Source organism: Cedecea neteri (assembly GCF_000757825.1).
In the GTDB taxonomy this organism is placed as follows: Bacteria; Pseudomonadota; Gammaproteobacteria; order Enterobacterales; family Enterobacteriaceae; genus Cedecea; species Cedecea selenatireducens.
The window spans coordinates 1,044,727-1,070,705 of record NZ_CP009451.1 but is presented as its reverse complement, the minus strand read 5'-3'; the positions used below and the strand labels follow the sequence as shown (position 1 = coordinate 1,070,705).

Below are 25,979 nucleotides of genomic sequence, written 5' to 3'. Positions count from 1 at the left end.
ACGAGGCATGAAGAGACAAAAACGAGATCGCCTGGAACGGGCACATCAACGTGGTTATCAGGCAGGCATCGCCGGACGCTCAAAAGAGATTTGTCCATATCAGACTCTGAATCAGAGGTCCTACTGGATGGGAGGCTGGCGAGAAGCCATGGAAGACAGGGCGGTTACTGCGTAATCACTGTCTCTTTAGAAAAAGAAACCTCCGCCATGCGGAGGTTTCGCCTTTTTGGACCCTTGTAAAATCAATCAGGGTTTGGGGAAAATCCAGACGTGCTGTTCGGGCAGCTGTAGATGATGAGGTTGAGCGTCACGCATTTCATTGCCGTAGGCGCGGATAACGAAATCATCCCCAGCGGTGCGGAATAAATACTCCCAGCGGTCACCCAAATACATGCTGGTCAATAGCGGCAGCGTCATGCCGTTTTCTCCCGGCTGGTCTGCAATACGCACGCGCTCAACGCGAATCACCGCCGTGGCTTCCTGCCCGGCCACTACGCCGGCGCCTGCTTTGCCCCAGAGCGCCCAGTCGCTGCCTTCGATACGCGCTTTGCCGTCGCGAACCTCGGTCACCTTGCCGTTCAGGCGGTTGTTGCTGCCCATAAACTCGGCGGTAAAGAGCGTTTGCGGCGAGCCATACATTTCCTGCGGCGTACCCTGCTGTTCGATTTTGCCGTTATTCAGCAGCAGGATACGGTCGGAAATCGCCATCGCTTCGTTCTGGTCGTGGGTAACCATCAGCGCTGACAGGCCGAGCTTGATAATCAGTTCACGCAGGAAGACGCGAGCCTCTTCGCGCAGCTTCGCATCCAGGTTGGAAAGCGGCTCATCCAGCAAAATCACCGGTGGGTTATAAACCAGCGCCCGGCCAATCGCCACGCGCTGCTGCTGCCCGCCGGAAAGTTGATAAGGATGGCGCTGGCCGAGGTGACCCAGGCCCAGCTGATCCAAAACCGCCTGTACCCGCTGGTTGATTTCCGCCGTCGCCACTTTACGCAGCTTTAGCGGATAGGCGACGTTTTCGAATACCGTTTTGTGTGGCCACAGGGCATAAGACTGGAATACCAGCCCCAGGTTACGTTCCTCCGCCGGGATCTCTTTGCGTGACGCACCGTCGTAAACGTTGCTTTTGCCGATAACAATCACGCCCTGAGTGGGCTTTTCCAGCCCGGCGACGGCGCGCAGCAGCGTGGTTTTGCCGCTGCCCGAAGGACCGAGCAGTGAGACGACCTCACCGCGTTTGAGATCCATGGAAACGCCTTTCAGCACAGGGTTGTCGCCGTAGGTTAAGTGCAGGTTCTCGACCGATAACTCAATCATGTAATTTCACTCCAAAACGAAGGGCAATGCCGAGCCCTAACACCACGAACAGAATATTGATAAACGAAAGTGCGGCGACGATATCAATGGCGCCCGCGGCCCACAGCGAAACCAGCATTGAGCCGATGGTTTCGGTGCCGGGTGAAAGCAAATAGACGCCGGTGGAATATTCACGCTCGAAGATCAAGAACATCAGCAGCCATGAGCCAATCAGGCCGTAGCGTGACAGCGGTATAGTAACGTGGCGGGTGATTTGCCCTCGGGTTGCCCCGGTGCTGCGAGCGGCTTCCTCCAGCTCCGGCCCAACCTGCAGAAGAGTGGAGGAGATAAGGCGCAGCCCATAGGCCATCCACACGACGGTATAGGCCAGCCAGACGCTGAATATCGTGCTGCGTAGTGAACGCAACCAGACGATGAGATTATCCCGCAGCCACTGGGACCACGGCATGCCGGAAAGCCAGCCGGATTTCAGAGCGTTATCGAGCCACATAGGCAGGAATAAGAACACCCACAGGAAGGCCAGGCCAGCCAGCAGGCCAGGTACTGCACGTGGCACCAGTACGCTGTAGTCGAGGAAGCGGGTGACGTTATCCGGCTTTCTGTGCATGGCGATGCCGATAAACAGGTAGCAGACCACCGCCAGCGCACCGCCGATGACGCCAATCGCCATAGAGTTGACGATGGCTCGCAGCAGGTTGGGCTGTTCCCAGATGGTACGGAAGGTGTTCAGCGACAGTTCATCCCACAGCGAAACGCCCACGCCCCAGTTGGAAATAAAGGCGCGCAGGATGACGCCAATCAGCGGCACGCCGATGGTGACGGTCAGCCAGAAAGCCACGACTGCACCTGCGACCCAACGCCATTTCCCGAGCGGCAAGGCTCGCGCCTGGGAGGCTTTGCCTTTGACGGTCACAAAGCGGTTCGCGGTGCGCATCAGGCGGCGCTGCAGCATCACCAGCGGGATGGTGATACAAATCAGCACCACGGCGACGGCGGCCATCAGGTGATAAGACGGCGTGCCGAGCTTATTGGTGAGCTTGTAGAGGTAAGTCGCCAGCACCATGTTGCCTTCCGGGTCGCCCAGGACGAGCATCAGGCCGAAAACTTCCAGCCCAAGGAAAAACAGCAGGACGGTTGCGTAAAGCATCGCCGGGCGCACCATCGGCAGGCTAACGGCGGTCATGACCTGAAGCGGCGTTGCGCCTGCGGTACGGGCCGCTTCTTCCACATCAGACCCTACGCTACGCAGGGCCGAGGAGATGTAGAGATAAGCATGGGGAACGTGCGTCAGGCCGGCAATCACCACGATGCTCGACATGTCGTAGATATTCCACGGCACGAAGCCGAGCAGCGACTGAGCCCACAGAGAGAAGAAACCGACCGGGCCTGCGGCCACCACGTAGCCGAATCCCAGCACCATAGGAGATACGAAGATAGGCACCAGAATCAGCGGCTCAATGATCCGCCTGCCGGGCAGGTCGGTACGAACCATCAGGAAAGCCAGAATGCCGCCCAGCGGGATGGCAATAATCACCAGGCCAAAAGCCAGAATAAAACCGCTTTTCAGCGCCAGGTAAAAATCAGAGTCGGTGAAAATAAACTCAAAAGATTCGAGGCTCCACTCTTTCGACGGCGAGAAGAACGGGGCCGAGAGAAAACTCTGTATAACGATAAACGACAGCGGAATATAGATAACCAGCGCCGTTATCAGCACCACGATGCCGCGCGGCAGGCTCTGCCACTTTCTGCGTAATGCATCCATGTAACGATCCCTCAGGTCAGTAAGCCTGAATAGCCTAATGTGTTCGGGTTAAGCGAGGCGCAGCCGGATGGTGCGCCTCATCAAAGGATTATTTCGCGGCGGCTTCGCGCCACTGCTTGATGTAGTCCAGACGTTTTTTCTGCTGCAGGTATTCCAGCAGGGTTTCATCAACAGGGATTGGTTTAAGCGCGTTACCGAGCTTCTTAGTCATACCGTCGATGTCGTTGTCACCGTCGATATCATTGCGAATGGACGGAATGTCAGCCTGGTTGGCGAGAATATTTTGCCCTTTCTCTGACAGCACGTAGTCAATCCACAGCTTCGCCGCGTTGCTGTTTTTGGCTTCACTGCTGATAAACGATACGCGTGACAGCACCAGGGTATAGTCCTTCGGATAAGCAATGCCGAGGGAGGTGTCCGTTTTGGCGCGTGCTTCTGCGTAGGAGCCCAGGATGTTGAAACCAATCAGGTTCTCGCCAGAGGAAACGCGCTCCATCATCGTCCCGGTTGAGGACTGGACCGAAAGACCACCTTTCGCCACAGCGGCCAGAGTTTTGAAGTAGTTTGGGTCGGCCTTGTAGTCCTGAACGGAAAGCATAAAGCCAAGACCGGATTTTTCGATATCGTAAGTGGTGACTTTTTTGCTGAATTTATCCGGCTGGCTGGCGATGAGTTTCGCCAGCGCCTCGTGGCTTTCAGGCACTTCGTTGGCCGGGATCAGGCGTTTGTTATAGATAAAAATAACCGGCTCGTAGGTGGTGCCGTACGCCTTGTCTTTCCATACCGCCCACTTAGGCAACTGACCTTGTTCGGGGGATTTGTACTCCTGGGCATAGTCGGTGGCGAGCTTCAGAGCAGTGTCCATCGAAGAGCTCCAGACTACGTCCCCGCTGGTACCGCCTGCGGCCTGCTCGCTGATATAACGGTTATACAGCTCGGTGCTGTTCATGTCGTTATATTCCACCTTGATACCCGGATAAGCGGCCTCAAAGCCTTGAATCAGCGGCGAGGCGGTTTTGGTGTCGGTGGTGGAGTAGAGCACCACTTTGCCTTCTTTGGTCGCGGCATCAATGATTTTCTGATAATCAGCCGGATAGCCCTGCGGCACGGCAGAAAACGCGGAGGTAGAGCACAGCACGGCAGAAGCAAGGAGAGAGACACGTAACTTATTCGACATTATTGTTAACCCCTAGTTACATTTGAGAAACTAAAAATCAACATAACGCATAACGTTTTTCAGGCAAGAGGGTGAGTTTTCTATCTTCGCGATTTGTGATTTCGAACGTTGTTTAAGCAATTAACACCATAAAAACCACGACGGAAATTTAAGGATCTGCCTCAACAAAAAACAAAAAGGCACCCAGTGCGAACAATGGATGCCTTAGAGGTAAAGCCTGATAATGGCGTATTAGAAAGCAGTCGTGTCTTTGAACAGACCCACTTTCATGTCGGTGGCGGTGTAGATCACGCGGCCATCAACCAGCACTTCGCCATCGGCCATGCCCATGATCAGGCGACGGTTGATAACGCGCTTAAAGTGAATGCGGTAGCTGACTTTTTTCGCCGTTGGCAGGATTTGCCCTGCCAGTTTGACTTCACCTACGCCCAGCGCACGGCCTTTACCTTCGCCGCCGAGCCAGCCGAGGTAGAACCCAACCAGCTGCCACATGGCATCCAGGCCCAGGCAGCCAGGCATCACCGGATCGCCAATAAAGTGGCAAGCAAAGAACCACAGGTCAGGGGTGATATCTAATTCTGCTTCAACGTAACCTTTATCGAAGTTACCGCCGTCTTCGGTCATTTTGACCACGCGGTCCATCATCAGCATTGGAGGCGCGGGTAACCGTGGGCCTTCAGCGCCAAACAGTTCGCCACGACCAGAGGCAAGAAGATCTTCTTTCGTATAGGATTCGCGTTTATCTACCATGTCTACAGTAAGCCTTTTTATAATGAAGCACGCAGGTTAGCTAACACGTGTACGCTCAACAAGTCCGATCAGTTGTGGTTGAACCAGTTGAGCCAGCGTAGCGGCCACGGAAAGCGTTGACGAACATCCGGCGCCGAAGCCTGAGCAATACGCTCCTGCACCGCACGCATCAGGGTGTTTTGCCCTTCGCCATCCCACGGGAGATTGGTCAATAACGGCAGGGCATCGGCCACGTCGTCAATAGCCCAAATCGAGAATTTATTTTGCTCGACGGCCTCCAGAACATCTTTATGCAGCGACAGGTGGCGTACGTTCGCCAACGGAATAATTACGCCCTGAGCTCCATTGAACTCACGCTGCTGGCAAATGCGGAAGAACCCTTCGATTTTTTCGTTCAGTCCGCCAACAGGTTGAACGCGGCCAAACTGATCGACCGAGCCGGTTATCGCGATGTGCTGATAAATCGGGACATTGGCCAGGGCGCTTATCAGCGCGCACAGTTCCGCCATCGAGGCGCTATCGCCGTCTACTTCGCTGTAGGACTGCTCAAAAGTGATCGATGCAGAGAACGGGATCTGCTGGTCGAGCTGTAGCTCAGCCATCAGAAACGCCTGCATGATCATCATCCCTTTGGCATGAATGTTACCGCCAAGTTCCGCCTTACGCTCAACGTCGGTGAACTCACCGTCGCCTACGTGAACTACGCAGCTAATGCGCGAAGGTTCACCAAAGGCACGCGGGTGACCCGGGAACTCAATCACCGACAGGGCGTTAATCTGGCCGATCGTTTCGCCTTCGGTTTCAATCAGGATCTGCTCCATCAGGATTTCATCCTGCATGCGCTCGGCCAGGAAACCTTCACGCCATTCACGCTGTTCGAGCATCTGCTGGAGCTGTTCGGCGTTGAAGCTGTTTTCTTCGGTAAATGGCGCAACTTCACGCAGCTGGCGTGAAATCCAGGATGGGCACAGCGGTAATGTTTCCTGATCGCCCGTGTAGCGCACCGCTTCGCGAATCAGCGGTTGCCAGGCATCTGCAGCGGGGGCTGGCAGAGACTTCTTTTCGGCAATGGCGTAGATCCACTGACACCAAAGCGCCATCTCGTCTGCAGAGGCGATTTGCAGATTGTCTTCAAATTCACTGTAGATAGCGGCAGAGGCGAGGTCCATTTCCATTTCCTGGAAATCGGCCAGCGAATCGCGCTCGCCAACCAGCACCAATTTAAAGTCGAGCGCCAGAGAAGGAATTTTGACCGGCAGCGGGCGGGTTTCGTCTGGTGAAATCCAGTCAAAACGGCCCTGGATCATCATCTGCTTAAGGCGCAGCCACAGCAGGGGTTGCGCAAGGACGCTACGCAGAGACAGCACGAGCACGCCACCGTTGGCACGGTGAATCAGTCCGGGTTCAAGGGTGACCGTGCCAGCAAACTGACGCACGCAGCCGAACAGCTGTTCTGCTTCAACCCAGTCGGCAGCGACAACTTCTCCGCGGGAAGCGAAGTTGTCGTCGGCTTGCTCAGCAGGGCGCAGCGTCACCTGATTTCCTTCAATGAGGTAATGTCCGCCAGTGAGCACTTCGGCTTCACCGCACGTTTCTTCAACGGCTGCTGCGATAAGGTCCAGGTATTCTTGCTCTTCTGGTGCTTTCACCAGCATCAAATCGACAGAAGAGACGGAAAGGTTGAGTTGCTCAATCCCGTAAAGTAAACGAGGTTGAACCGCAGAAAGAGGGGCAGAGTCGGTATCATAAGGCTGTGCAAAAATTTCCTGATAGCTTTCGGTATCAGGCACAAGGGCACGCCAGTCAAGTCGATTAGTCGTCAAAGTCGCTATATTTTTTAATGAGATGTCAAAGGCGCGATTATACAAGAATCGTCCGGGTAGCACACGGATAAAGCAGTATCACAGTTTTATCCCCCTCACAGCTTTGATTTTCAGTTCAGCGAATGGCGGAAAAACTGTTATTCTGAACTAAGTTACGCGGTCACACTGAGATCACAATGAAATATCAACAGTTGGAAAATCTCGAGAGCGGCTGGAAGTGGAAGTATCTGGTGAAGAAGCATCGCGAAGGAGAGTTAATCACGCGATACATCGAAGCCAGTGCAGCACAAGAGGCTGTGGAGCAGCTCCTGACGCTTGAGAACGTGCCTGTTTTGGTTCAGAGCTGGATCGATCAGCATATGAACCCAGCGCTGCATAACCGCATGAAGCAGACGATTCGTGCCCGGCGTAAAAGACATTTTAACGCCGAGCATCAGCATACCCGTAAGAAATCCATCGATCTTGAATACCTTGTCTGGCAGCGTCTGGCCGCGCTGGCACAGCGCCGGGGCAATACGCTTTCAGAAACCGTTGTTCAACTGATTGAAGACGCGGAACGTAAAGAGAAGGTGGAAAATAAGATGTCGACGCTTAAGCAGGATTTGCAGGCAATGCTAAGCAAAAAGTGACGTCGTGAAGAAAGGGGGGCGATAAAGTTCTCGCGATATTCCAGCCAATAAAAAACCCCGCCTTGGCGGGGTTTTTGTTCAATGAAGGGTAACTTATGCCGCAGGCTGAGTTACAACTTCTTTGATACCTTTAACTTCGATCTCAACGCGACGATCTGGAGCCAGGCAGTCGATCAGTTTAGCTTTAGGCGCTACTTTGTCACAGGTGTTGCCTGTAACTGGGTTAGATTTGCCCATGCCACGTGGAGAGATTTTGTTCGCCGGGATACCTTTAGAGATCAGGTAATCAACAACGCTCTGTGCACGTTTTTCAGACAGTTTCAGGTTGTACTGCTCAGAACCGATACGGTCGGTGTAACCCAGAACAACGACGGAACCGTCTTTCGGATCCAGGTTGCTCAGCTGGGTGTACAGCTGATCCAGTGCCTGCTGACCTTCTGGTTTCAGGGTTGCTTTGTTGAAGTTGAACAGAACGTCAGACTTCAGAGTGAAGTGCTTGGTCTGTACTTCTGGCGCTGGAGCCGGAGCTGGCGCTACAACTGGAGCAGCAGCTTCCTGCTGGCCGAAGCGGTAGGAAACACCTACGCTCAGCATGCCGTTGTCTGGACGAGTACCAACGGTCTGTGCATCACCGATGTTGTTAACCCACTGGTATTCCAGACGGGTAGCGATGTCACGGGTAACAGCCCACTCAACACCACCAGCGAATACTGGAGAAACACCGGTGTCGTGGTCTTTCAGACGCTCACCAGCCGCGTTGTTTGCGGTGGAGTCTGCACGCCATACCATGCCGCCCAGACGGGTGTAGATGTCCAGATCGTCAGTGATTGGGTAACCCAGTTTAGCGGTCAGCTGCACGCCCTGAGCTTTGAAAGCACCGTTTTCTGGAGTGCCTTTGTAAGGCATACGGCCCAGCCAGTCATAACCCATTTCGAAACCAACGTACGGGTTAACCTGGTAACCACCGAATGCGCCAGCACCCAGTTGGCTTTCGTGGGTCGGACCACTGCCGATACCACGGTCGTAGCCGTTACCGTAGAAACCGGTGTCGTGGTACTGGGACCAGCCCAGTTTAGCACCAGTATACCAGGTGTTATCTTTCGGTGCGGCCTGCGCTACGGTAGCGAAGCCAGCCAGTGCCACTGCAATCGCGATAGCTGTCTTTTTCATTTTTTGCGCCTCATTATCATCCAAAAGGCCATGAGCTCTAAACCAATTTAAAGCCCAGGGTTAAATCCTTCGCCCGGGTTTACGCTCAATTGTTACTCTACCGATATATCGGTGTTATGAAGAGCAACCCTGGCGAGGTAAAGTCTACAACGTAGTTGAAAAGTTACAAGTGTGAAGTCCGTCAGGCATATGAAAAAAAACGACTTGCATACATATCTTTTTACAAATTGGATGCTTTTTTAAGCAAGTGCTTTATCCCTTGAACCCCGTCAAACCGCCATATGGCGGGTATTCTTGAATCATGACAGCGGATTATATGGCATGAGTAAAAAAATCCAGGATTTCTCCTAAATTTACTTAATGATACAAACTAGAATGAATTTTTAGGCCGTTTCGTGGTCTTGGACCGGATGTCATGTTGCTGGTTGGGCGCATAATGAACCCCATCGCACTCCCGGTTTCGGCTGCGATCGTTAGTCGTAAATGTTCTTCATCTGTTAATTCTTCCGTTAACCAGCCGATGACAACGCTGTAATTTCCCGTCTGCAAAGCTTTCACCATCGCGTCTACGGTGCATAAAGGATCTAACTGACTTGCCTGCATCACTTTTGCCAGCGGCAACCCCGCTGCCTGCAGCCATTCACGGCTGAGCTTCTGCTGCGGCGTGAGCCAGAGCTGCCAGCGAGATTGTTGTCCCAACTGCTGTAATAAAGGTAGCAGAATAAACTGCGTAACCCATGGGTTGTCTTCACTGTAGACCATTTCACTGATTAACCCCGGTGCGCTGTTATCAGAGGATGACTGAGCAGGGGAGTGCGCAGCAACTGCAACATGACGAAAGTGAGTTTGAAGGTTATGTGAGTGCATAGTGAGTCCCGCCTAATGGGTTACTGTATGAATATACAGTAATGCCTGTACGAACAAAGATCAACCGAAATTTCGGAAAGTGTCTCGCAATTTCTTCATGCAATACCGCTCCTGATGAAATTGTCGTTGCCATTACCTTTAACCTTACTTATTTTCTGGTGTTAGGAGGGGAAGTAACTACAGTAGCTATTTAACAGTTGATATATAAGGACATATTATGAAGGATGTTACGTTTCTTAGAATTCATAAATCACAGGAATATCTTTCTTCGCTGGGTAAAATTGGTTGTCGGCCGCTATTTGGTGGTTACAGCCTGACTGTCGAAGGGGTCGTCTTTGCTATGGTGGCGAAAGGCGAGCTTTATTTGCGTGCCTGTGAACAGTGTGCAGATTATTTCAGCCAAAAATCGTCATCACCTCTCATGTACAGGAAAAGAGGACTTCCTGTGGCATTAAATTACTATCATGTGGATGAAGAACTCTGGGATAACCCGGACAAACTTGTCGAGCTTTCCATTCTGGCATTACGAAACGCCCAGCGTGAGAAAACGCAGATAAAGATACGTTCCCGGCGGCTTAAAGATCTCCCTAATCTTTCTTTAAATATAGAAGTCATGCTTTGCGAAGTGGGGATCAAAGATCCGCAAACTCTGCAGCTTTTCGGTGCCAAAAGGTCATGGTTAAAAATACGCAGCACGAGGGCAACTGTGGGTATTAAAGTACTGCTTGCACTCGCGGGAGCCATTCAAGGTGTCCATGAGGCGGTACTCCCTTTAGAGGTTCGAAATGAATTGACGGAGTGGTGGCGCCGCTATGAGCAGCGCCAGCCTTCCTATTCGGAGCACTGAGAGATTTGCTGCTGAAGGCGAGATATTTCTGGCAGCAGAGCAATCAAAAGTCCGACTTGCTGCAGAACCAGGAGTTCTTTTGTTTCTGCTCGGGCCTCAAGATGTGAGATGCGGGCAGAAAGACCCCCGAGCGCTCTCTGAACGCGTTCTTCATCAACCGGCAGGTGATGAAGAGCATCATCCACATAGCAAACGGCATCATCAAGCAGGATGAGCGTATCACCGTGGCTGAGTTTCTCCCTGTGCGCGCCTAACGCAGAGATGTAGCTATTAAAGGAGTGATTCAGGCAGAGCAGGCGGAATGCCGCTTCTCGCATCTCTTTTGATACGTGAGGTTCAGAGGACATATTTGAAACCACTGAAGCCAGCTCGGCATCTTTGTTGTGCGCATCTCGCCGGGCTATACGGTATTCAAGACGATTATCCCGCCCCTGGTGATACTGCTCGAGAATGGCATCGAGATAGCGGCAGTTGGCGTTGAATGCTCGTTCAACGACCAGCGATAACCGACGGAATCGCCAGTCTGGCCAAATGAAACTTACCGCGGCCCAGGCTATAGCACAGCCCAGTAGCGTATCAAAAACGCGAGGGAGAGCGACTTCGAAACCTTCGCCCAGCAGGTTAAAGCACAGCAGTACCAGCAGCGTAATAAACATGGTGGCATGAGCGTACTGGACGTTGCGGAACGCGAAGAACAGCACGCCGGTAATGACAATCAGTATTAGCTGGCCTTCCAGGGATGGGACCAGCCAGAGTAAAGGCAGGCCAATCGCCACGCCGACTAACGTGCCGATGATACGCAACGCTAAGCGCCGCCGGGTAGCGCTGTAGTTTGGCTGGCAGACAAAGAGGCTGGTCAGCAGTATCCAGTATCCGTGCTGCAGGCCAGTAAATTGAATAAAGGCATAGCCAACGCACAACACCAGCGACATGCGCACCGCGTGACGGAAGAGCGCGGACTCCGGCGTGAGGTTCAGTTTTAGCCGCTGCCAGATATCATCGAAGCCCGTCAGCCTGTCGTCGGCAAGGCGGTTTTCCGGATCGTTTTGCGGCTCGGCAATGGCCTGTTCAGACTCAATGTTTGCCAGTTGGGCATCAATCGCCCGCAGGTTTGTAATCAGAAATCCCAGCGCTTTTATTTCTGCAGCGGTTGCGTGGCCTGCTCGAATACGATCCAGAGCGGAATCAAGATGGGTAAAAGCGCGCTCAAAACGAGGATCGTGCTGATAAGGGATGCGCAGCAGGATAGAGCGCGAGAGTTGCTGGCAGGCCTGAGATTGCATCGTTAGCAGGCGTTGGAAACGGAACATCACGTCGCTGTAGCGGAATTTATCGCGCAGAGCCTGATATTGAATATGGGATGAGCTGGCCCTTTCATGAATATCCTGGGCAACAAAATAATAGTGCAGCGTGCGGCGAGTCCCCCTCTGACCACGGTCCCCGCGAAGGCGTGTCAGCAATGAGCTCTTGGTCTGATTCAGCGTGGTAACCAACTGACTGTTCGCCATGGCGAGCTGCAGCATCGGGGCCTGGGTTTCATCTTCAATGTCGGGGTCAAACAGCGTCGCTTTAATTTCCAGAAAGCTCGCAAGGCTTTCATAGCAGCGCGCCAGATTGTCCTGTAGCGGGCGAATGGGGAAAATTAAGTGGCCTGCCAGCGTCAGCAGGTTGTACCACACCGCGCCTGCCAGGAGGAACAGCGGCTGCTGATACCAGTGCTCATAGAGGGAAATTCCGAGCATGGTATAAATGGCTATCAGCAGCGCACCAAAGGCAATAGTGGCATAGCGTTGACCCAATCCACCGAGGAGGATAAACCCGCTGGTTGAAACCGTTAAACCTAATGCAAACAGCCATGGCCAGGGGAACAGCAGTTCGACAGATACCGAGGCGATAAAAAAGCTGACCAGGGTTATCAGTAAATTGCGTAACCTTCCGCTTACGCGGTCGTCAAGATCGGCCAGCGCCGCAGCAACAACGCCAAGCGTGAGCGGAATGGTCAGCTTCACTTCACCGAGCCACCACGGCAGCGCCACGGTGCCCGTAAGAGCAATAAATATGCGCAAGTTATAAAGCCAGGCGCTGTTCCAGGTATAACGGCGTACAAGTGGGCTTAGGGTCAGCACGAATGCTCCTTACTGGAAACGGCGACGTGCGTTAGCTTCACGCGCGGCTCGCGCCACTTCAACCGGCACAACACGGCGGCCAACGGGCCATAATGCAATGGCCGCAATCTTGAAATTAGCAATGCCTACCGGGATCCCAATAATCGTGATGCACTGCGCGATCCCTGCCAGAATGTGCATAATGCACAGCCACCAGCCGAAGAAGATCAGCCACAGTATATTCAGCACCGTGCCGCCGGTATTCAGCAGCGCATTTTTACCCTGTGGATTAAGCTCATCGACGTGAACGGCTTCGTTTCCGTAAGGCACAAAGGAAAGCTTGGTGATTTCCCAGCAGGAACGGGTCAGCGGCAGGGTGAAAATCAGCACAATGCTGACCAACGTGGCAAATAACCATGAAAGGGTGGTCAAAAAGCCCCCCAGCACGAAGTTCAGAACATTTAGTACGGTACGCATAGTGACGCTTCCCTGGCAGAAAATAACAGAATGATTAACCACAGCAATTGTAACGCGTTTTTACTCTGGAGCGTCATTCCATCGGCAGTTAAACTTGGGCCACAACCTCCTCATCGGATCGGGCAACGTAATGGAACTCAAAGCAACTTCTCTCGGCAAGCATTTAGCACAGCACCCTTATAACCGGGTCAGGCTGCTGTCGGCCGGCGTTGAGGTCAAAGGCGATCGCCACGAATATCTTATCCCATTCAACCAGTTAATCGCGATCAACTGCAAGCGCGGGCTGGTATGGGGCGAACTGGAGTTCGTGCTCCCTGATGACAAAGTCGTTCGCCTGCACGGCACCGAATGGGCTGAAACCCAGCGCTTTTTCCACCATCTGAATTCGCTCTGGTTTAACTGGAGTACGGAGATGAGCGAGGTTGCCGCTGAAGTGCTTGCCGCTCAGCGAGAGGAGATAGAGAAGCGCACCCGCAAAGAGGTGTGGTTCAGGCACAGCGATATGCAAGCGCTACAGGATAATCTGCGCGCCGCCATCGCAGCGCTTCCGCTTCCGCACGCCAGGTTGGGTGAATTTGAAAATTGCCGCGAAGCGTGGGCAATATGCAAAGCCTGGCTTGAACAAGGTGAGGAACGCCGTCATCAGCGGAATAGCGCTTATACCGACCGTATGCTGGAAAAATATGCCACTTTCTTTGAGCAGGTAGAAAGCTCGCCGTTAAACCCTTCCCAGGCACGTGCCGTGGTTAATGGGGAAGATTCGCTGCTGGTATTGGCCGGGGCAGGCAGCGGTAAAACCTCGGTTCTGGTGGCTCGTGCAGGCTGGCTATTACAGCGTGGCGAAGCCACCGAAGATCAAATCCTGCTGCTGGCCTTTGGCCGCCAGGCCGCACAGGAAATGGATGAGCGTATCGCGAGCCGCCTGCATACCGAGGCTATTTCCGCCAGAACGTTCCACTCATTAGCGCTGCATATTATTCAGCAGGGCAGCAAAAAAGTGCCTCGGGTGAGCGAGCTTGAGAGCGACACCGCCGCTCGCCATCAACTGTTGATTGACAGCTGGCAACAGCAGTGTCGCGAGAAAAAGGCGATGGCGAAAGGCTGGCGGCAATGGCTCAGCGAAGAGCTTGAGTGGGATATCCCTGAGGGCGAGTACTGGCAGGATAAACGCCTGGCGAAACGGCTTGCCAGTCGCCTGGATCGTTGGCTTGGCCTGATGCGAATGCACGGCGGTTCACAGGCGGAAATGATAGAAAGCGCCCCTGAACAGGTTCGTGAACTTTTCACTAAGAGAATCAAGCTGATGGCCCCGCTGCTGAAAAGCTGGAAAGCCGCCCTTAAAGCCGAAGAGGCGGTTGATTTCTCCGGGTTGATTCACCAGGCGATCAATGTGCTTGAAAAGGGGCGGTTTATCAGTCCGTGGAAGCATATTTTAGTGGATGAGTTCCAGGACATTTCTCCGCAGCGGGCGGCCTTGTTAGCGGCTTTGCGGCGGCAAAACTCGCATACTTCTCTGTACGCCGTGGGTGACGACTGGCAGGCCATTTACCGCTTTAGCGGGGCAGAAATGACGTTAACCACCGCATTTAACCAGCATTTCGGTGAGGGGGACAACTGCGCGCTGGATACCACCTATCGCTTCAACGATCGTATCGGTGAGATAGCCAACGGGTTTGTGCAGCAGAACCCTTACCAGCTACGTAAGCCACTGAACAGCCTTTCAAAAGGTGATAAAAAGGCCGTTACCCTGCTTGCCGATGACCGGCTGGACGATTTGCTGGACAAGCTTAGCGGCTATGTACTGCCGGAACAGCGCATTCTGGTCCTGGCGCGCTATCACCATTTAAGGCCAGACAGCCTGGAAAAAGCCGCCACTCGCTGGCCAAAGCTCAATATCGATTTTATGACCATCCATGCCAGCAAAGGGCAGCAGGCGGACTACGTCATTATTCTTGGGTTGCAGGAAGGAAAAGAAGGTTTCCCTGCCCCTGCCCGGGAGTCAATCATGGAACAGGCGCTCCTGCCGCAGCCCGAGGATTTTCCGGATGCAGAGGAGCGGCGTTTGCTTTATGTGGCGCTGACCCGGGCACGCCACCGCGTCTGGCTTATGTTTAATAAACAGGAGCCTTCAGTCTTTGTTGACGCGCTCAGGCGGCTCGGCGTGCCGGCAGCGAATCGCCCCTGATTACTTCAGGCGTTCGCTAAGATAGCGCTGGTAGTCTGGAATCAGAATATCAACGCTTTCGTTAAAGCCCGGGGAGTGAATGATAAAGTCCGCGGTGGAGAGGTTGGTGGCGACCGGAATGTTCCAGACGGTCGCCAGGCGCAGCAGGGCTTTAACGTCGGGGTCATGAGGAACGGCATTGAGCGGATCCCAGAAGAAAATCAGTACGTCAATTTTGCCTTCAGAAATTAAGGCTCCTACCTGTTGATCGCCCCCCATAGGGCCGCTGAGCATGGCATTGACCTCAAGGCCCGTCGCTCGCTGAATCAAATTACCCGTTGTCCCGGTGGCATATAATGTGTGCCTGGCAAGGGTTGCTTTATGACGCTGTACCCACTTTAAAAGTGCATCCTTACAGTGATCGTGGGCAACCAGTGCGATATGTTTATTTACCGCAAGGGTGCGGGTTGTTAATTCCATTGTCTTTTCCTGGGCAGTTTTAGGCTGCGGACAGATTACTAAAAGTGCCCGATGCTGCAAGAGTACGGCATCAAAAAAGCGAACTGGCTCGTCGGTTTATTACGGCGCGGGCGTCTCGTTTGCCCAGCGTAAAAAGCGCGCTCGCGTCGGCTTGTCGGCCTGGCTAAACCAATACTTCAGCCGCTGTTCGGTCAATGTTTCGGGCTGAGCTGACGGGAAGTCTGGCTGAGCTGCGGCAAAGCGCTGCGCCTCGTCACCGGCTTTTAGCACGGCGAATTCCGGCATTGACGCCTTTTTTCCTGATTTATTATAGCGTTGAGTCTCTTCTTCGTAATCCTTCCCGGTTGATTCTGGTTTAGTGTTCAGGGAATCGGTGCGAACGGGAACAGGCTGCGCATGGCCATCAAGAAGCCTAATTTGAGGAGAAGTGACGGGATGCACGGCGTCTTTGGGCGACAGAACAATGTTTACCTGGTCTATCTCTTTGGTGTCAAAGCTTATAATTAACGGTGAAGACAGCCCCGGAAACCTGCCGCGAGGAGGGGGGCTGAATCTTTTTTCTAGTTTCAGGACTAGCTGGTGCGGGCCATTGTCTATTTCAATGCTGTCTGCGCCTTTTAATAGAGAACTGGAAACTCTTTTTCCGTCCAGAACCAGTAAGTCGACCTCGGCCGAAAGGCGCAGCGTGGTCCCCCATACCAGGGCTGGCATCATCAATATTAACGCTGCAATTGGCAGACCGACTCTCATTTCACTCTCCCTGATGAGCATGCTGAGCGGATGTTTCAACGTTTTTCCAGAATACCGTCTATTAACATATAGACATATTTCCAGAAATTGCCCTCCTCAGTTTCCAGTTCAAAGATGGCCGGGTGGCCGGCTTTGACATACACTTCAAACAACAACTTAGGGGGCGCTATGAAACAAAGTGATATCGAAAATATCCTGAAAACAACTCGCACCATTGCGCTGGTGGGGGCAAGTGACAAGCCCGATCGCCCGAGCTATCGGGTTATGGATTACCTGCTAAAACAGGGTTATGAAGTGATTCCTGTCTCGCCAAAGGTGGCGGGTAAAATGCTGCTGGGGCAGCAGGGTTACGCCACGCTAGCAGATGTGCCGAAGAAAATTGATATGGTTGATGTGTTCCGCAACTCCGAGGCGGCCTGGGGCGTGGCGCAGGAAGCGATAGCCGTTGGGGCGAAAACGCTGTGGATGCAGCTGGGCGTGATTAACGAGCAGGCTGCGGTGCTGGCGCAGAATGCAGGGTTAAGCGTCGTGATGGATAAATGTCCGGCGATTGAAATACCGCGGCTTGGACTGGCGAAATAAGAAAAACCCCGCTTAGGCGGGGTTTTTAATCAGTTACGCAGGCGTGGAGCCTGAAGCTGCTGGCGTATCGAGGCAGCCAGTTCATCCATAGACGGCTGTTCAGGGTGCTCGTCGTCATCCTCAGAACTGAGCTGAGCTTCTGCGAGATAGGTATGAATCGCCTGGCCATCGTCATCTTCCATCACCACGTGGTACCAGGGCGCCGCGCGAAGTGCGCTATTGTCGGCCAGGTCATCTTCCTGCGGCTCATCGAGCGAATACTCAGGGTCAATGTCGACCACTACGCCCAGATAGCCCAGTAAAGAATGACGAACCTGCTGGCCAATACCGTATTTGCTGGCAATCATAGTCACCTCCCGGGAATATTACTCTGCATAGGGATATGCGGGCAATTTCCCCTTTTTCAAGCTACATGACTCGACAGGCAAACCCTTTCAGATACAGCCCTTCCGGGTAGGTTGCGATCACCGGGTGATCGGCCGCCTGACGGAACTGCTCTATAAATTGTACATCACGTCCGGCATCTACGGCGGCGTCGGCGATGATTTTCTGGAATAAATCTGTGGTCATCAGCCCGGAGCAGGAGAAGGTCATCAGAATGCCGCCGGGATTCAATAACTGAATGGCTAACATATTGATATCTTTGTAACCCCGGCAGGCACCCGCCAGCTGGTTTTTGTTTTCAACAAACTTTGGCGGATCCATGACGATAACGTCGAACTTTTCGCCCTGGTCGCGGTATTTGCGCAGCAGTTTGAATACGTCGTCACGCAGGAACTCTGCTTTGCTGAGGTCAAGTTTGTTTAGCTCAACGTTTTGTCTGGCGATGTCTAATGCGTCCTGGGAGGTATCCACGCTCACCACCTGGCTGCAATTCCCCATCAGCGCAGAAACGGCAAAACCGCCGGTGTAGGAGAAGCAGTTCAGCACCCGCTTATTATCGACGTAGCGGCGAGTTGCAAAGCGGCTGTCGCGCTGATCGAGGTAATAGCCGGTTTTATGCCCGCCCTGAATATCAACCAGCAGCTTCATGCCGTGCTCTTCAATCGGCAGCAGGGCAGGTGGCAGCTCACCGCTCACCGGTCCCTGAGTCAGCTCCATACCTTCTTTCTTACGCACCGTCACGTCAGAGCGATCGTAAATAGAACACTCTGGATAGAGAGACTGCAGGGCCGCAACCAGTGCCGGGCGCTGGTACTCTGCGCCTGCAGACAGCAGTTGCAGAACCAGGAAGTTACCGAAACGGTCGATGGTCACGCCAGGCAAACCGTCAGATTCACCGGCAATCAGACGGTAGCTGTCCAGACCGTCACGTTTAGCCAGCCAGTCACGCCACTGCTGCGCCTGCTGCAGGCGGCGGGTGAAGAAGGCGATGTCGATGCTTTCATCCTGGTTAAAGGTCCAGACGCGGGCGCGAATTTGTGACTCGGGTGAAAACGCAGCGCGAGCTAACCATTTCCCCTGGCTGTCTACCACATCAACCGTTTCGCCGAGACTGGCCTTACCTTCCAGACGCGCAACCGCGCCGGAGAAAACCCATGGATGACGGCGCAATAACGATTTCTCACGCCCTTTGGCTAACACTAAACGTACGCTCATAATTTTTTTGCTGCTTTGCTAAGAAATGGGCGCCATTTTCAGGTTTAGGGCGGGTAATTGCAATGGAATAACGCGAAAAGTACCGCCGGACTGCAACAGAATATCCTGCGATCATAATTGAATATATATGCTTAATTTCGGTATTTATATTTATTATGATATTTTTAATTGGTTGATGAGCATGGCATTTTGTTTTTATAAATGTGGGTATAAATGTTCTGCGTATTATTCGAACCGTTCATTTCTCAAGGAGAGACACCATGTCTATTTTTTGTGCGCGTCGCCTGGCATTAACGGCTGGCTCGCTGCTGCTGATAAGCCTGCCTGTTTTGGCAGCACTGCCTCAGGCACCTGGTTATGTTGACGACGCAGGCGCAACGGCAGCGGCGAAAACCCGCATTCTGCCTCCGATGTTTGAGCAGGCTCTGACCAGCACTAAATTCCTCGCAGACGCTAAAAACCCGCTAATTACGCTTGCTGAGAGCAGTGATTTTCATAAAACCAGCAATTATCTGCAAACCGTGGAGTACATGAACAAAATTGCGGACGCCTCTGGTGGCCTCATCAGGCTGGAGTGGCTGCCGGAAAAAAGCGCGGAAGGTTATCAGATGATGCTGGCGGTAGCCTCGACTTCGCAGGATAAAAGTGCCGCAGGATTAAGGGCCTCAGGAAAGCCAACGGTGCTGATTGAGGCGGAAATTCACCCCGGCGAAGCTAACGGCAAAGATGCTATGTTCATGCTGTTGCGGGATATGAGCACCGGCGACAAGCCGCTGGCAGCGCTGCTCGACAAGGTCAATATTCTGTTTATTCCGACGGTGAATATTGATGGTGATATGCGCACCAGCGCGTATGGCAGAATTAACCAGAACGGCCCGGACATCACCGGCTGGCGGGTGAATGGCCAAAACTTTAACCTGAACCGTGATTTCACCAAACTCGACAGCGCCGAAATTCGCAATATCGCCTGGGTGTTCAATCAATATGACCTGAGTTTCTTCGCCGACACGCATTCTACCGACGGCGCTATGTATCCCTATGACAGCTCATACTGCAACAACGGTCAGGGCTGGTCACCCGCCGCTACACGCTGGATGGACAGCGTGATGCAGCCTCATGTTTACCAGCAAGTACAAAGCTACGGGCATCACATTCATGAATGCATCAGCCTGAACAGCAACCAGGACCCGACCCAGGGCTATTACCCGTATCGCACCGACCTCGCTCGTTTTTCTAACCAATATGGCGATATTCGTAGTGTGCCTTCTATCCTGATTGAGCAGCATGCGCTCCATCCCTACAAAACTCAGGTGCTGGGCAATTACGTCATGCTAAAAGCGATGTTTGAGTCCATCGGCGATAATGCTGATTCGCTGAAAAAAGCTATCGCAGCGGACAAGGAAAAAGCGCTGACCGACAAAGACGTCATCCTGACATGGAAGCCGGGAGCGCCAACGCAGGTGCCGTTTATTGTGGGTGACTGGCACTACGAAGTCTCTCCGATAACCGGGCAAAAGACGATTAAATGGAGTAATAAACCAAAAACTATAACCGTGCCGGTGACCGCCAATGACGTACCTGATTTAACCCTTTCACGCCCGACTGAGTACATCGTTCCGGCCCAATGGGGAACGGTGATTGAACGGCTTCGGGCCCACGGTATTCAGATGAAAACTCTGGAGAAGGCTACGCCTGTTGAGGTGACTTTGTATCGCATGAATAACGTGAAACTTGCGGATGGCTTTGAGCCAGATCGTGCGGCAAAAGGGCAGATCCCGGGTTATGAAGGGCATCTGTTAGTGAGCGGTGAGGCTGAGCCTTTCAAACGTCTGCAAACCTTCCCTGCGGGATCGGTTGTTATCTCTACCCATCAGCCGTTAGGCGTTCTGGCGATGGACCTGCTTGAGCCAGCCAGCCCTGACTCCTTCTGGGCCTGGGGATTCTTTAACGCCACGCTGGTTTCTGCCGAAGAGCCGGAAGAGTATGTTATGGAGCCGATGGCCCGCAGGATGCTGGAGCAGGACCCGAAACTGAAAGCCGAATTCGAGCAGAAGCTGAAATCGGATAAGGCGTTTGCCGCCGACGGCAGCGCGCGGCTGGAGTGGTTTTATAAACATACGCCGTTTTACGATGCCAATGCCTGGGTCTATCCGGTAGGACGAGTCGAGGTAAAATAGCTTTCTGTCTCGCAAAATGGCCGTGCCGGTGGCGCGGCCGTTCCTATTACGGATGAAAAAACCTTACGGGCTGTTAGACTTGAGTCAGGTTTATGTGCGGGAGTAAATGATGGCAAACGACTCACAAAAGCAGTGCATAAAGTGCTGGGTTCACGGAATGGTGCAGGGCGTGGGCTTTCGCTACAGCACGCAGCGGGAAGGCGAGAAACTTGGCTTAACCGGGTACGCCCGTAACCTTGACGACGGCAGCGTCGAAGTGGTGGCCTGCGGAGAGACGGAGCAGGTTGAAAAGCTGCTGGCCTGGCTGAAAGCCGGCGGGCCACGTAGCGCCAGGGTTGATCAAGTCCTCGTTGAGCCTCACCAACCCGAGCGTGAATGGGTCAACTTTGGTATCCGCTATTAGATGCACTTCACTGGTTTAGGTAATCCCGCGATTTTGGTGGCCTGCTTCGCCGGGCCCTTCGGGAACAGGCGATAGAGATAACGGCTATTGCCTTTCTCTTCGCCAAATTTATTTGCCATGGCTTTAACCAGCATGCGAATGGCCGGGGAGGTATTAAACTCCAGGTAAAATTCGCGCACAAAACGCACCACTTCCCAGTGCTCCACCGCGAGGGTAATGCCTTCTCCGGCGGCAATCACTTCCGCCAGCGGCTCGCTCCACTCCCGGCTATTTTTCAGGTAGCCATCGGCGTCTGTCTCTATTTCTCTGCCTTCAAAGGTCAACATAGTTATCCGCTATTTACGTCAAATCGGGCGAAGTGTAGCAAATTTTCTCCGTGGGCTTAAGGATGGAATGTGGTGGAATTGAGGGCAAAAAAAAGAGAATGCGCAGGGCATTCTCTTTTTTGGTAAAGCCGTATTAGTTAGTCGCGGCTGGCAAAACCAAGGATGCTCAGCAGGCTAACGAAGATGTTGTAAAGAGAAACATACAGGCTTACGGTCGCGCGGATGTAGTTGGTTTCACCGCCGCGAATGATGTTGCTGGTCTCAAACAGGATGGCACCTGAGGAAATCAGGATAAACACCGCGCTAATCGCCAGGTGCAGAGCAGGCAGCTGCAGGAAGATGTTAGCCACCATACCAATCAGCACCACCACCACGCCCGCCATCAGCATACCGCCGAGGAAGGACATGTCTTTGCGGGTCGTCAGCACATACGCCGAGCAGCTAAAGAACACCAGCGCGGTACCGCCCAGCGCCATGCCAATAACGTCGCCCATGCCGGCGGACAGATAGGCATTCAGCATTGGTCCCAGGATATAGCCCAGGAAGCCGGTAAAGGCGAATGCAGACAGGATGCCCACCGGTTTATCCGCGGTTTTATAGGTCAGGAACATCAGGCCGTACATACCAACCAGCGTCAGAATCAACCCTGGAGAAGGTAGCATCAGCACGGTACTGGCCGTTGCAGTCAACGCGGAAAATGCCAGCGTTAAACTCAGCAGGAAATAGGTATTACGTAGCACCTTGTGGGTGCTGAGCAGTGACGAACGGTCACGCGAGGAGGTAATAATGCGATCCATTCTAAAACTCTCTCTTTTACAGGTGTTTTATGGTCATGAGCATAATGCCCGCCTTTATTAGACAAAAGCCTTTTTACCCATCTTTACCTCGTGCACTTTATCACATTGTACAAAATTAATGCCATAACACCCACTTATAGGTGGCTGAAAAATATTGCTTTATTACCTAAAGCCGACTAAGAGTGTTAGCCGTACCGTCGTTAAATAACATCAATAAGGCGTAGGTCATGAAAGCAAACAACAACACATTTTCAAAATCATTGGTCGCTCTGGGTCTGCTCAGCGCTATTTCTGGCGCATGGGCAGCAGAAGTTCCGCCAGGAACCGAGCTTGCAGCCAAACAGGAGCTGGTACGTAACAACGGCAGTGAACCCGCATCGCTGGATCCCCATAAAGTAGAGAGCGACGTTGAGGCTAACATCATTGGTGACTTCTTTGACGGCCTGATTCGCGTCAAAAACGATGGCACCATCGAACCTCATCTGGCGGCAAAGTGGGACAATCAGGACAATAAAGTCTGGACGTTCCATCTGCGCCCGGGCCTTAAATGGTCCAACGGCGAGCCGATTACCGCGCAGGACGTGGTCTGGAGCTGGAAGCGCTTAGTTGATCCTAAAACGGGTTCCCCTTATGCCACTTATCCCGGCACGATGCACATTGAAAATGCCAACGATATTGCCGAGGGTAAGAAGCCGGTAGACAGCCTTGGCGTGAAGGCGCTGGATGCCAACACCGTGCAGGTCACGCTCGATCAACCAACCTCGGCCTTCCTGCTGATGCTCGGCCACACGTCAATGGTACCCGTGAGCGAAGCGGCTGTAGAAAAATTTGGCGATAAATGGACCCAGCCGGCCAATTTCGTGAGCAGCGGCCCGTATAAGCTGTCGCAGTGGGTAGTAAATGAGAAAGTCGTCGGCGAGCGTAATAAACAGTACTGGGACGACGCTCACACGGTGATTAATAAGGTGACTTACCTGCCGGTCACTTCTGGTACATCGGATATCAACCGCTACAAGGCGGGTGAAATTGATATCACCTATACCGTGCCGGAAACGCTCTTTGCCTCACTTAAAAAATCTATTCCGGATCAGGTCCATATCACGCCTTACCTGTCCACCTACTATTACGAATTCAATACCACCAAAGCGCCGTTCAATGACCCACGTGTCAGGCTCGCGCTGAATTTGGCGCTGGATAAAGACATCATTGCCGAGAAAGTATTAGGGCAGGGGCAAAAGCCTGCGTGGCTGGTGAGCCAGCCTAAAATTGGCGGCATTGAGCTCAAACCAGCCGAGTACGGCAGCTGGAGCCACGATAAGCGCATTGCGGAAGCGAAAAAATTACTGGCAGAGGCGGGCTTTAACGAGAAACACCCGCTGCAGTTCAACCTGCTTTACAACACCTCTGAATCTCACCAGCGTATTGCCATTGCCGCCAGCTCGATGTGGAAGAAAAACGTTGGCGTCGAGGCGAAGCTGCAAAACCAGGAATGGAAAACCATGCTGGATACCAAGCGTACCGGTAATTACGAGCTGGTGCGTTATGGCTGGATTGCCGATTACGATGATGCGGCTACCTACCTGAACAACTTCCGCACCGGCGACAGTCAGAACAGTTCTAAGTACAGCAACCCGGCCTATGACGAGATTATTGCCAAAGCCTCTCAGGCCAGCAGCCAGGAAGAACGCGCCAGATACTATCAGCAGGCTGAAGATATCCTTGCTAAAGACGTGCCGACCATTCCTATTTATCACTATGTGAAGGTCCAACTGGTAAAACCTTACGTTGGGGGTTATGCACCGAGCACGCTGGGTAAATATCTGACCCAGGATCTCTACATCAAAAAACACTAATGCCAATGCTGCCCTCCACCCGGGGGCAGAAAAAGCGGTTTTAAACTGAGCATGTTGCTGCTGTTTCAGGCAAATAACACAAATGTGATGAAATTTCAGGCGATTGAACAAAATCGTGCTTTACATGAAGTATGGCTATGTTTATAGTTCGCCTCGTTGGAAGTGTGGCCGAGCGGTTGAAGGCACCGGTCTTGAAAACCGGCGACCCGAAAGGGTTCCAGAGTTCGAATCTCTGCGCTTCCGCCAACATTTACAAGGGGTTGCCGAAAGGCAGCCCCTTTTGCTTATGTGTGGAACAATCTGCGCGGCAAAATTGGCACCAAATATCCCCCTCCTCACAGGCTCTTTTTCTTTCGGTAGGTTCCGGGAGACATCTTGAAGCTTCGGGTAAAAAGTCGGTTAAAACTCTGCTGCGAATCAAAGCCGTACTTTACTGAAATGTCTACGATCCGCTCTTTGGTGTTTTTGAGATCCTGCGCGGCAAGCTGTAACTTTCTGCTCCTGATGTACCGGCCTATGCTTTCGCCTTTATAATGTAAAAATATTCTCTGAAAGTGCCATTTGGAATAACCCGAGTAGCGGGCCACATCTTCGATACGCAATCGGCGGTGAATATTATTGTCAATCCAATATGAGATGGTTTCTATTACCTTTGCAGAAAGGTTCACGTAGTTATCCTTCATTGTTGACAAGCATTTCTATGCGAGAGTTAGTGGGTAAGTGATTTTATTAAATAACGCAGGTAGCGAGCAGAAACATATCGATCGATCCGCGTTATCTTCGGTGAATGACAGTGTTTGTGCTTTGCCAGGATGGTTCTATTTTGACATTGCACATTCATCTTTTTCACGCATGAAATGTTACAGGTATTAAATTCATGTTTAGCATAAAAACACATTTTAAAGTCATGGGTACACCTGGGCGAAAAAAATGCCGCAAAAATGAAAGTCATCACAAGTGCGATCTTCATAGCTGTGCTTTATTTCTGCAAGTCAATCATGATGTTGTCAGATATCAGGTTAACGGTCAGAAAGTATAATTGACGGCGAGCGTGCCCGTTGTGCCGTCCCGTCGCATCACAATAGGGCTATTGGCGGCATTCTTGTTCAGCCAGGCATAGCTCAGGCTGAGCCATGCTCCCCAGTGCTCGCTGAACTGATGGGTTAGCGTCAGGCTGGTATCCGTGCCGTAAAACCCACCGGCGCTGCGGTAGTGCGAGAAACCGGAACGGCTGTGCTGCTGCTCATTGACCCCATACCAGGTCTTCATGTAACGGGCATCGCCGAATAACGCGCTGGCCTGAAACGTAATAGAATTATCTTCATTCATAATGGGGATGTAATCTACTGAAGTGGAATAAGACACGCCCTGGCCATCGTTCAGCGGCAGCGTTGTTTTTCCTTCTAATACCAGCCAGGGGGCCAGCGCCCAGCCGAGTGCAATACCCGAATTAACCGAGGATGAAATATTACCCATGCCTTTAAGTTTATCGGACCCTTTGCGCCAGCCTGAATTTTTATCCGTGCGGCCGGAGTCATAACCCAGCGTCGGCTCTATATATAAACCATTATCGTTTTGAAGATGTATGCCAAGCCCATTTATCGAATCAAAGAAAATATTGTTCTTCTGGATATGAATTAGCGGAATAACAGTAGAGCTCTGCTCATTGGCACCGCTATAGCGCGGAGAAGACACGGCGCCAAGACCAAAAGTAATAGCGGTTTCATCAGCATTAAATTCACTTGCATATACAGATGAAATACCTGAGATTAGCAGCGGTGCGATTATGTATTTTGTGCTTTTCTTCGTTAACATTATGATTCTCATTGTCAGGTGTTTATATTTTCGTGCATGCTTAACTCAGTAAGTAAAAGGATTATGCTGAGGGCTTATCAATGAACTGCCAGGGATTTGTGAAGAAACT

Annotated in this window: 25 protein-coding genes and 1 tRNA gene; 9 read left to right on the top strand and 17 right to left on the bottom strand. The window is 52.4% G+C overall.

Annotated features, from left to right (window positions below; all coding sequences use genetic code 11):
- The first annotated feature begins 7 nt into the window (after positions 1-7).
- Positions 8-175 carry a ribosome modulation factor gene (gene rmf, locus JT31_RS22975; RefSeq protein WP_008461244.1) on the top strand — a complete coding sequence of 56 codons (168 nt, stop codon included), beginning with the start codon at positions 8-10 and terminating at the stop codon, positions 173-175.
- A gap of 71 nt (positions 176-246) precedes the next feature.
- Here the strand turns inward: rmf and JT31_RS04830 are convergent, their stop codons facing one another.
- The 5 genes from JT31_RS04830 to JT31_RS04810 all read right to left on the bottom strand — a co-directional run bounded on the left by JT31_RS04830 (position 247) and on the right by JT31_RS04810 (position 6,829).
- Complete coding sequence (locus tag JT31_RS04830; RefSeq protein ID WP_038473948.1) at positions 247-1,317, bottom strand: ABC transporter ATP-binding protein; 1,071 nt, start codon at positions 1,315-1,317, stop codon at positions 247-249.
- Positions 1,310-3,079, bottom strand: a complete 1,770-nt coding sequence (locus tag JT31_RS04825) for an ABC transporter permease (RefSeq protein ID WP_038473945.1) — start codon at positions 3,077-3,079, stop codon at positions 1,310-1,312. Before JT31_RS04825 ends, JT31_RS04830 begins: the two co-directional genes overlap by 8 nt.
- 88 nt (positions 3,080-3,167) lie before the next feature.
- On the bottom strand, positions 3,168-4,256 hold the full coding sequence (locus JT31_RS04820; protein ID WP_038473942.1) for an ABC transporter substrate-binding protein: 1,089 nt from the start codon (positions 4,254-4,256) through the stop codon (positions 3,168-3,170).
- A gap of 231 nt (positions 4,257-4,487) precedes the next feature.
- Positions 4,488-5,006: a bifunctional 3-hydroxydecanoyl-ACP dehydratase/trans-2-decenoyl-ACP isomerase gene (gene fabA / locus JT31_RS04815; protein ID WP_016535664.1), complete on the bottom strand. Its 519-nt coding sequence runs from the start codon at positions 5,004-5,006 to the stop codon at positions 4,488-4,490.
- Positions 5,007-5,074: 68 nt separating this feature from the next.
- On the bottom strand, positions 5,075-6,829 hold the full coding sequence (locus tag JT31_RS04810) for an AAA family ATPase (protein WP_038482800.1): 1,755 nt from the start codon (positions 6,827-6,829) through the stop codon (positions 5,075-5,077).
- A 176-nt stretch (positions 6,830-7,005) separates the two neighbouring features.
- Here JT31_RS04810 and matP point away from each other — a divergent pair, with 176 nt between their 5' ends.
- Positions 7,006-7,458, top strand: coding sequence for a macrodomain Ter protein MatP (matP, locus tag JT31_RS04805; protein ID WP_038473939.1), 453 nt, complete (start codon positions 7,006-7,008; stop codon positions 7,456-7,458).
- A gap of 93 nt (positions 7,459-7,551) precedes the next feature.
- On the opposite strand, the gene ompA is transcribed toward matP, so the two are convergent.
- Both ompA and sulA read right to left on the bottom strand, forming a co-directional pair.
- Positions 7,552-8,628, bottom strand: coding sequence for a porin OmpA (gene ompA / locus JT31_RS04800; protein WP_038473936.1), 1,077 nt, complete (start codon positions 8,626-8,628; stop codon positions 7,552-7,554).
- A 357-nt stretch (positions 8,629-8,985) separates the two neighbouring features.
- Positions 8,986-9,495 (bottom strand): SOS-induced cell division inhibitor SulA, encoded by a 510-nt coding sequence (sulA, locus tag JT31_RS04795; RefSeq protein ID WP_038473934.1) that lies wholly within the window; start codon positions 9,493-9,495, stop codon positions 8,986-8,988.
- Between the two features lie 217 nt (positions 9,496-9,712).
- Here sulA and JT31_RS04790 point away from each other — a divergent pair, with 217 nt between their 5' ends.
- On the top strand, positions 9,713-10,342 hold the full coding sequence (locus tag JT31_RS04790) for a TfoX/Sxy family DNA transformation protein (protein WP_038473931.1): 630 nt from the start codon (positions 9,713-9,715) through the stop codon (positions 10,340-10,342).
- On the opposite strand, the gene yccS is transcribed toward JT31_RS04790, so the two are convergent.
- Both yccS and JT31_RS04780 read right to left on the bottom strand, forming a co-directional pair.
- Positions 10,327-12,468 (bottom strand): YccS family putative transporter, encoded by a 2,142-nt coding sequence (yccS, locus tag JT31_RS04785; RefSeq protein ID WP_038473928.1) that lies wholly within the window; start codon positions 12,466-12,468, stop codon positions 10,327-10,329. The genes JT31_RS04790 and yccS overlap by 16 nt on opposite strands.
- Before the next feature lie 9 nt (positions 12,469-12,477).
- Positions 12,478-12,924, bottom strand: coding sequence for a YccF domain-containing protein (locus JT31_RS04780; protein WP_038473925.1), 447 nt, complete (start codon positions 12,922-12,924; stop codon positions 12,478-12,480).
- 130 nt (positions 12,925-13,054) lie between these two features.
- On the opposite strand from JT31_RS04780, the gene helD reads away from it, so the two are divergent.
- Positions 13,055-15,109: a DNA helicase IV gene (gene helD, locus JT31_RS04775; RefSeq protein WP_038473922.1), complete on the top strand. Its 2,055-nt coding sequence runs from the start codon at positions 13,055-13,057 to the stop codon at positions 15,107-15,109.
- Here the strand turns inward: helD and mgsA are convergent, their stop codons facing one another.
- Together mgsA and JT31_RS04765 are read right to left on the bottom strand one after the other, a co-directional pair.
- Positions 15,110-15,568: a methylglyoxal synthase gene (gene mgsA / locus JT31_RS04770; RefSeq protein WP_038473919.1), complete on the bottom strand. Its 459-nt coding sequence runs from the start codon at positions 15,566-15,568 to the stop codon at positions 15,110-15,112.
- A gap of 99 nt (positions 15,569-15,667) precedes the next feature.
- Positions 15,668-16,357: a DUF2057 family protein gene (locus JT31_RS04765; protein WP_370527343.1), complete on the bottom strand. Its 690-nt coding sequence runs from the start codon at positions 16,355-16,357 to the stop codon at positions 15,668-15,670.
- Positions 16,358-16,486: 129 nt separating this feature from the next.
- On the opposite strand from JT31_RS04765, the gene JT31_RS04760 reads away from it, so the two are divergent.
- Positions 16,487-16,900 carry a CoA-binding protein gene (locus JT31_RS04760; protein WP_038473916.1) on the top strand — a complete coding sequence of 138 codons (414 nt, stop codon included), beginning with the start codon at positions 16,487-16,489 and terminating at the stop codon, positions 16,898-16,900.
- A 29-nt stretch (positions 16,901-16,929) separates the two neighbouring features.
- On the opposite strand, the gene hspQ is transcribed toward JT31_RS04760, so the two are convergent.
- Both hspQ and rlmI read right to left on the bottom strand, forming a co-directional pair.
- Entirely contained in the window at positions 16,930-17,247 is a 318-nt protein-coding gene (gene hspQ / locus JT31_RS04755) for a heat shock protein HspQ (RefSeq protein ID WP_038473914.1), read from the bottom strand.
- A gap of 61 nt (positions 17,248-17,308) precedes the next feature.
- Positions 17,309-18,499 carry a 23S rRNA (cytosine(1962)-C(5))-methyltransferase RlmI gene (gene rlmI / locus JT31_RS04750; RefSeq protein ID WP_038473912.1) on the bottom strand — a complete coding sequence of 397 codons (1,191 nt, stop codon included), beginning with the start codon at positions 18,497-18,499 and terminating at the stop codon, positions 17,309-17,311.
- 260 nt (positions 18,500-18,759) lie between these two features.
- Here rlmI and JT31_RS04745 point away from each other — a divergent pair, with 260 nt between their 5' ends.
- On the top strand, positions 18,760-20,676 hold the full coding sequence (locus tag JT31_RS04745) for a M14 family metallopeptidase (protein WP_144244028.1): 1,917 nt from the start codon (positions 18,760-18,762) through the stop codon (positions 20,674-20,676).
- A 106-nt stretch (positions 20,677-20,782) separates the two neighbouring features.
- Positions 20,783-21,079, top strand: a complete 297-nt coding sequence (gene yccX, locus JT31_RS04740) for an acylphosphatase (protein WP_052048970.1) — start codon at positions 20,783-20,785, stop codon at positions 21,077-21,079.
- Here the strand turns inward: yccX and tusE are convergent.
- Positions 21,076-21,405, bottom strand: a complete 330-nt coding sequence (gene tusE, locus JT31_RS04735) for a sulfurtransferase TusE (protein ID WP_038473909.1) — start codon at positions 21,403-21,405, stop codon at positions 21,076-21,078. The two genes, yccX and tusE, sit on opposite strands and share 4 nt — an antisense overlap.
- Before the next feature lie 137 nt (positions 21,406-21,542).
- Positions 21,543-22,202: an FtsH protease modulator YccA gene (gene yccA / locus JT31_RS04730; protein ID WP_016535682.1), complete on the bottom strand. Its 660-nt coding sequence runs from the start codon at positions 22,200-22,202 to the stop codon at positions 21,543-21,545.
- A gap of 227 nt (positions 22,203-22,429) precedes the next feature.
- Here yccA and JT31_RS04725 point away from each other — a divergent pair, with 227 nt between their 5' ends.
- Both JT31_RS04725 and JT31_RS04720 read left to right on the top strand, forming a co-directional pair.
- Complete coding sequence (locus JT31_RS04725) at positions 22,430-24,055, top strand: ABC transporter substrate-binding protein (RefSeq protein ID WP_038473906.1); 1,626 nt, start codon at positions 22,430-22,432, stop codon at positions 24,053-24,055.
- 158 nt (positions 24,056-24,213) lie between these two features.
- Positions 24,214-24,301, top strand: a tRNA-Ser gene (locus JT31_RS04720).
- An 89-nt stretch (positions 24,302-24,390) separates the two neighbouring features.
- Here the strand turns inward: JT31_RS04720 and JT31_RS04715 are convergent.
- Positions 24,391-24,723, bottom strand: a complete 333-nt coding sequence (locus JT31_RS04715; protein WP_038473904.1) for a RamA family antibiotic efflux transcriptional regulator — start codon at positions 24,721-24,723, stop codon at positions 24,391-24,393.
- A gap of 358 nt (positions 24,724-25,081) precedes the next feature.
- Positions 25,082-25,870: a MipA/OmpV family protein gene (locus tag JT31_RS04710; protein ID WP_038473900.1), complete on the bottom strand. Its 789-nt coding sequence runs from the start codon at positions 25,868-25,870 to the stop codon at positions 25,082-25,084.
- Positions 25,871-25,979 lie beyond the last annotated feature (109 nt).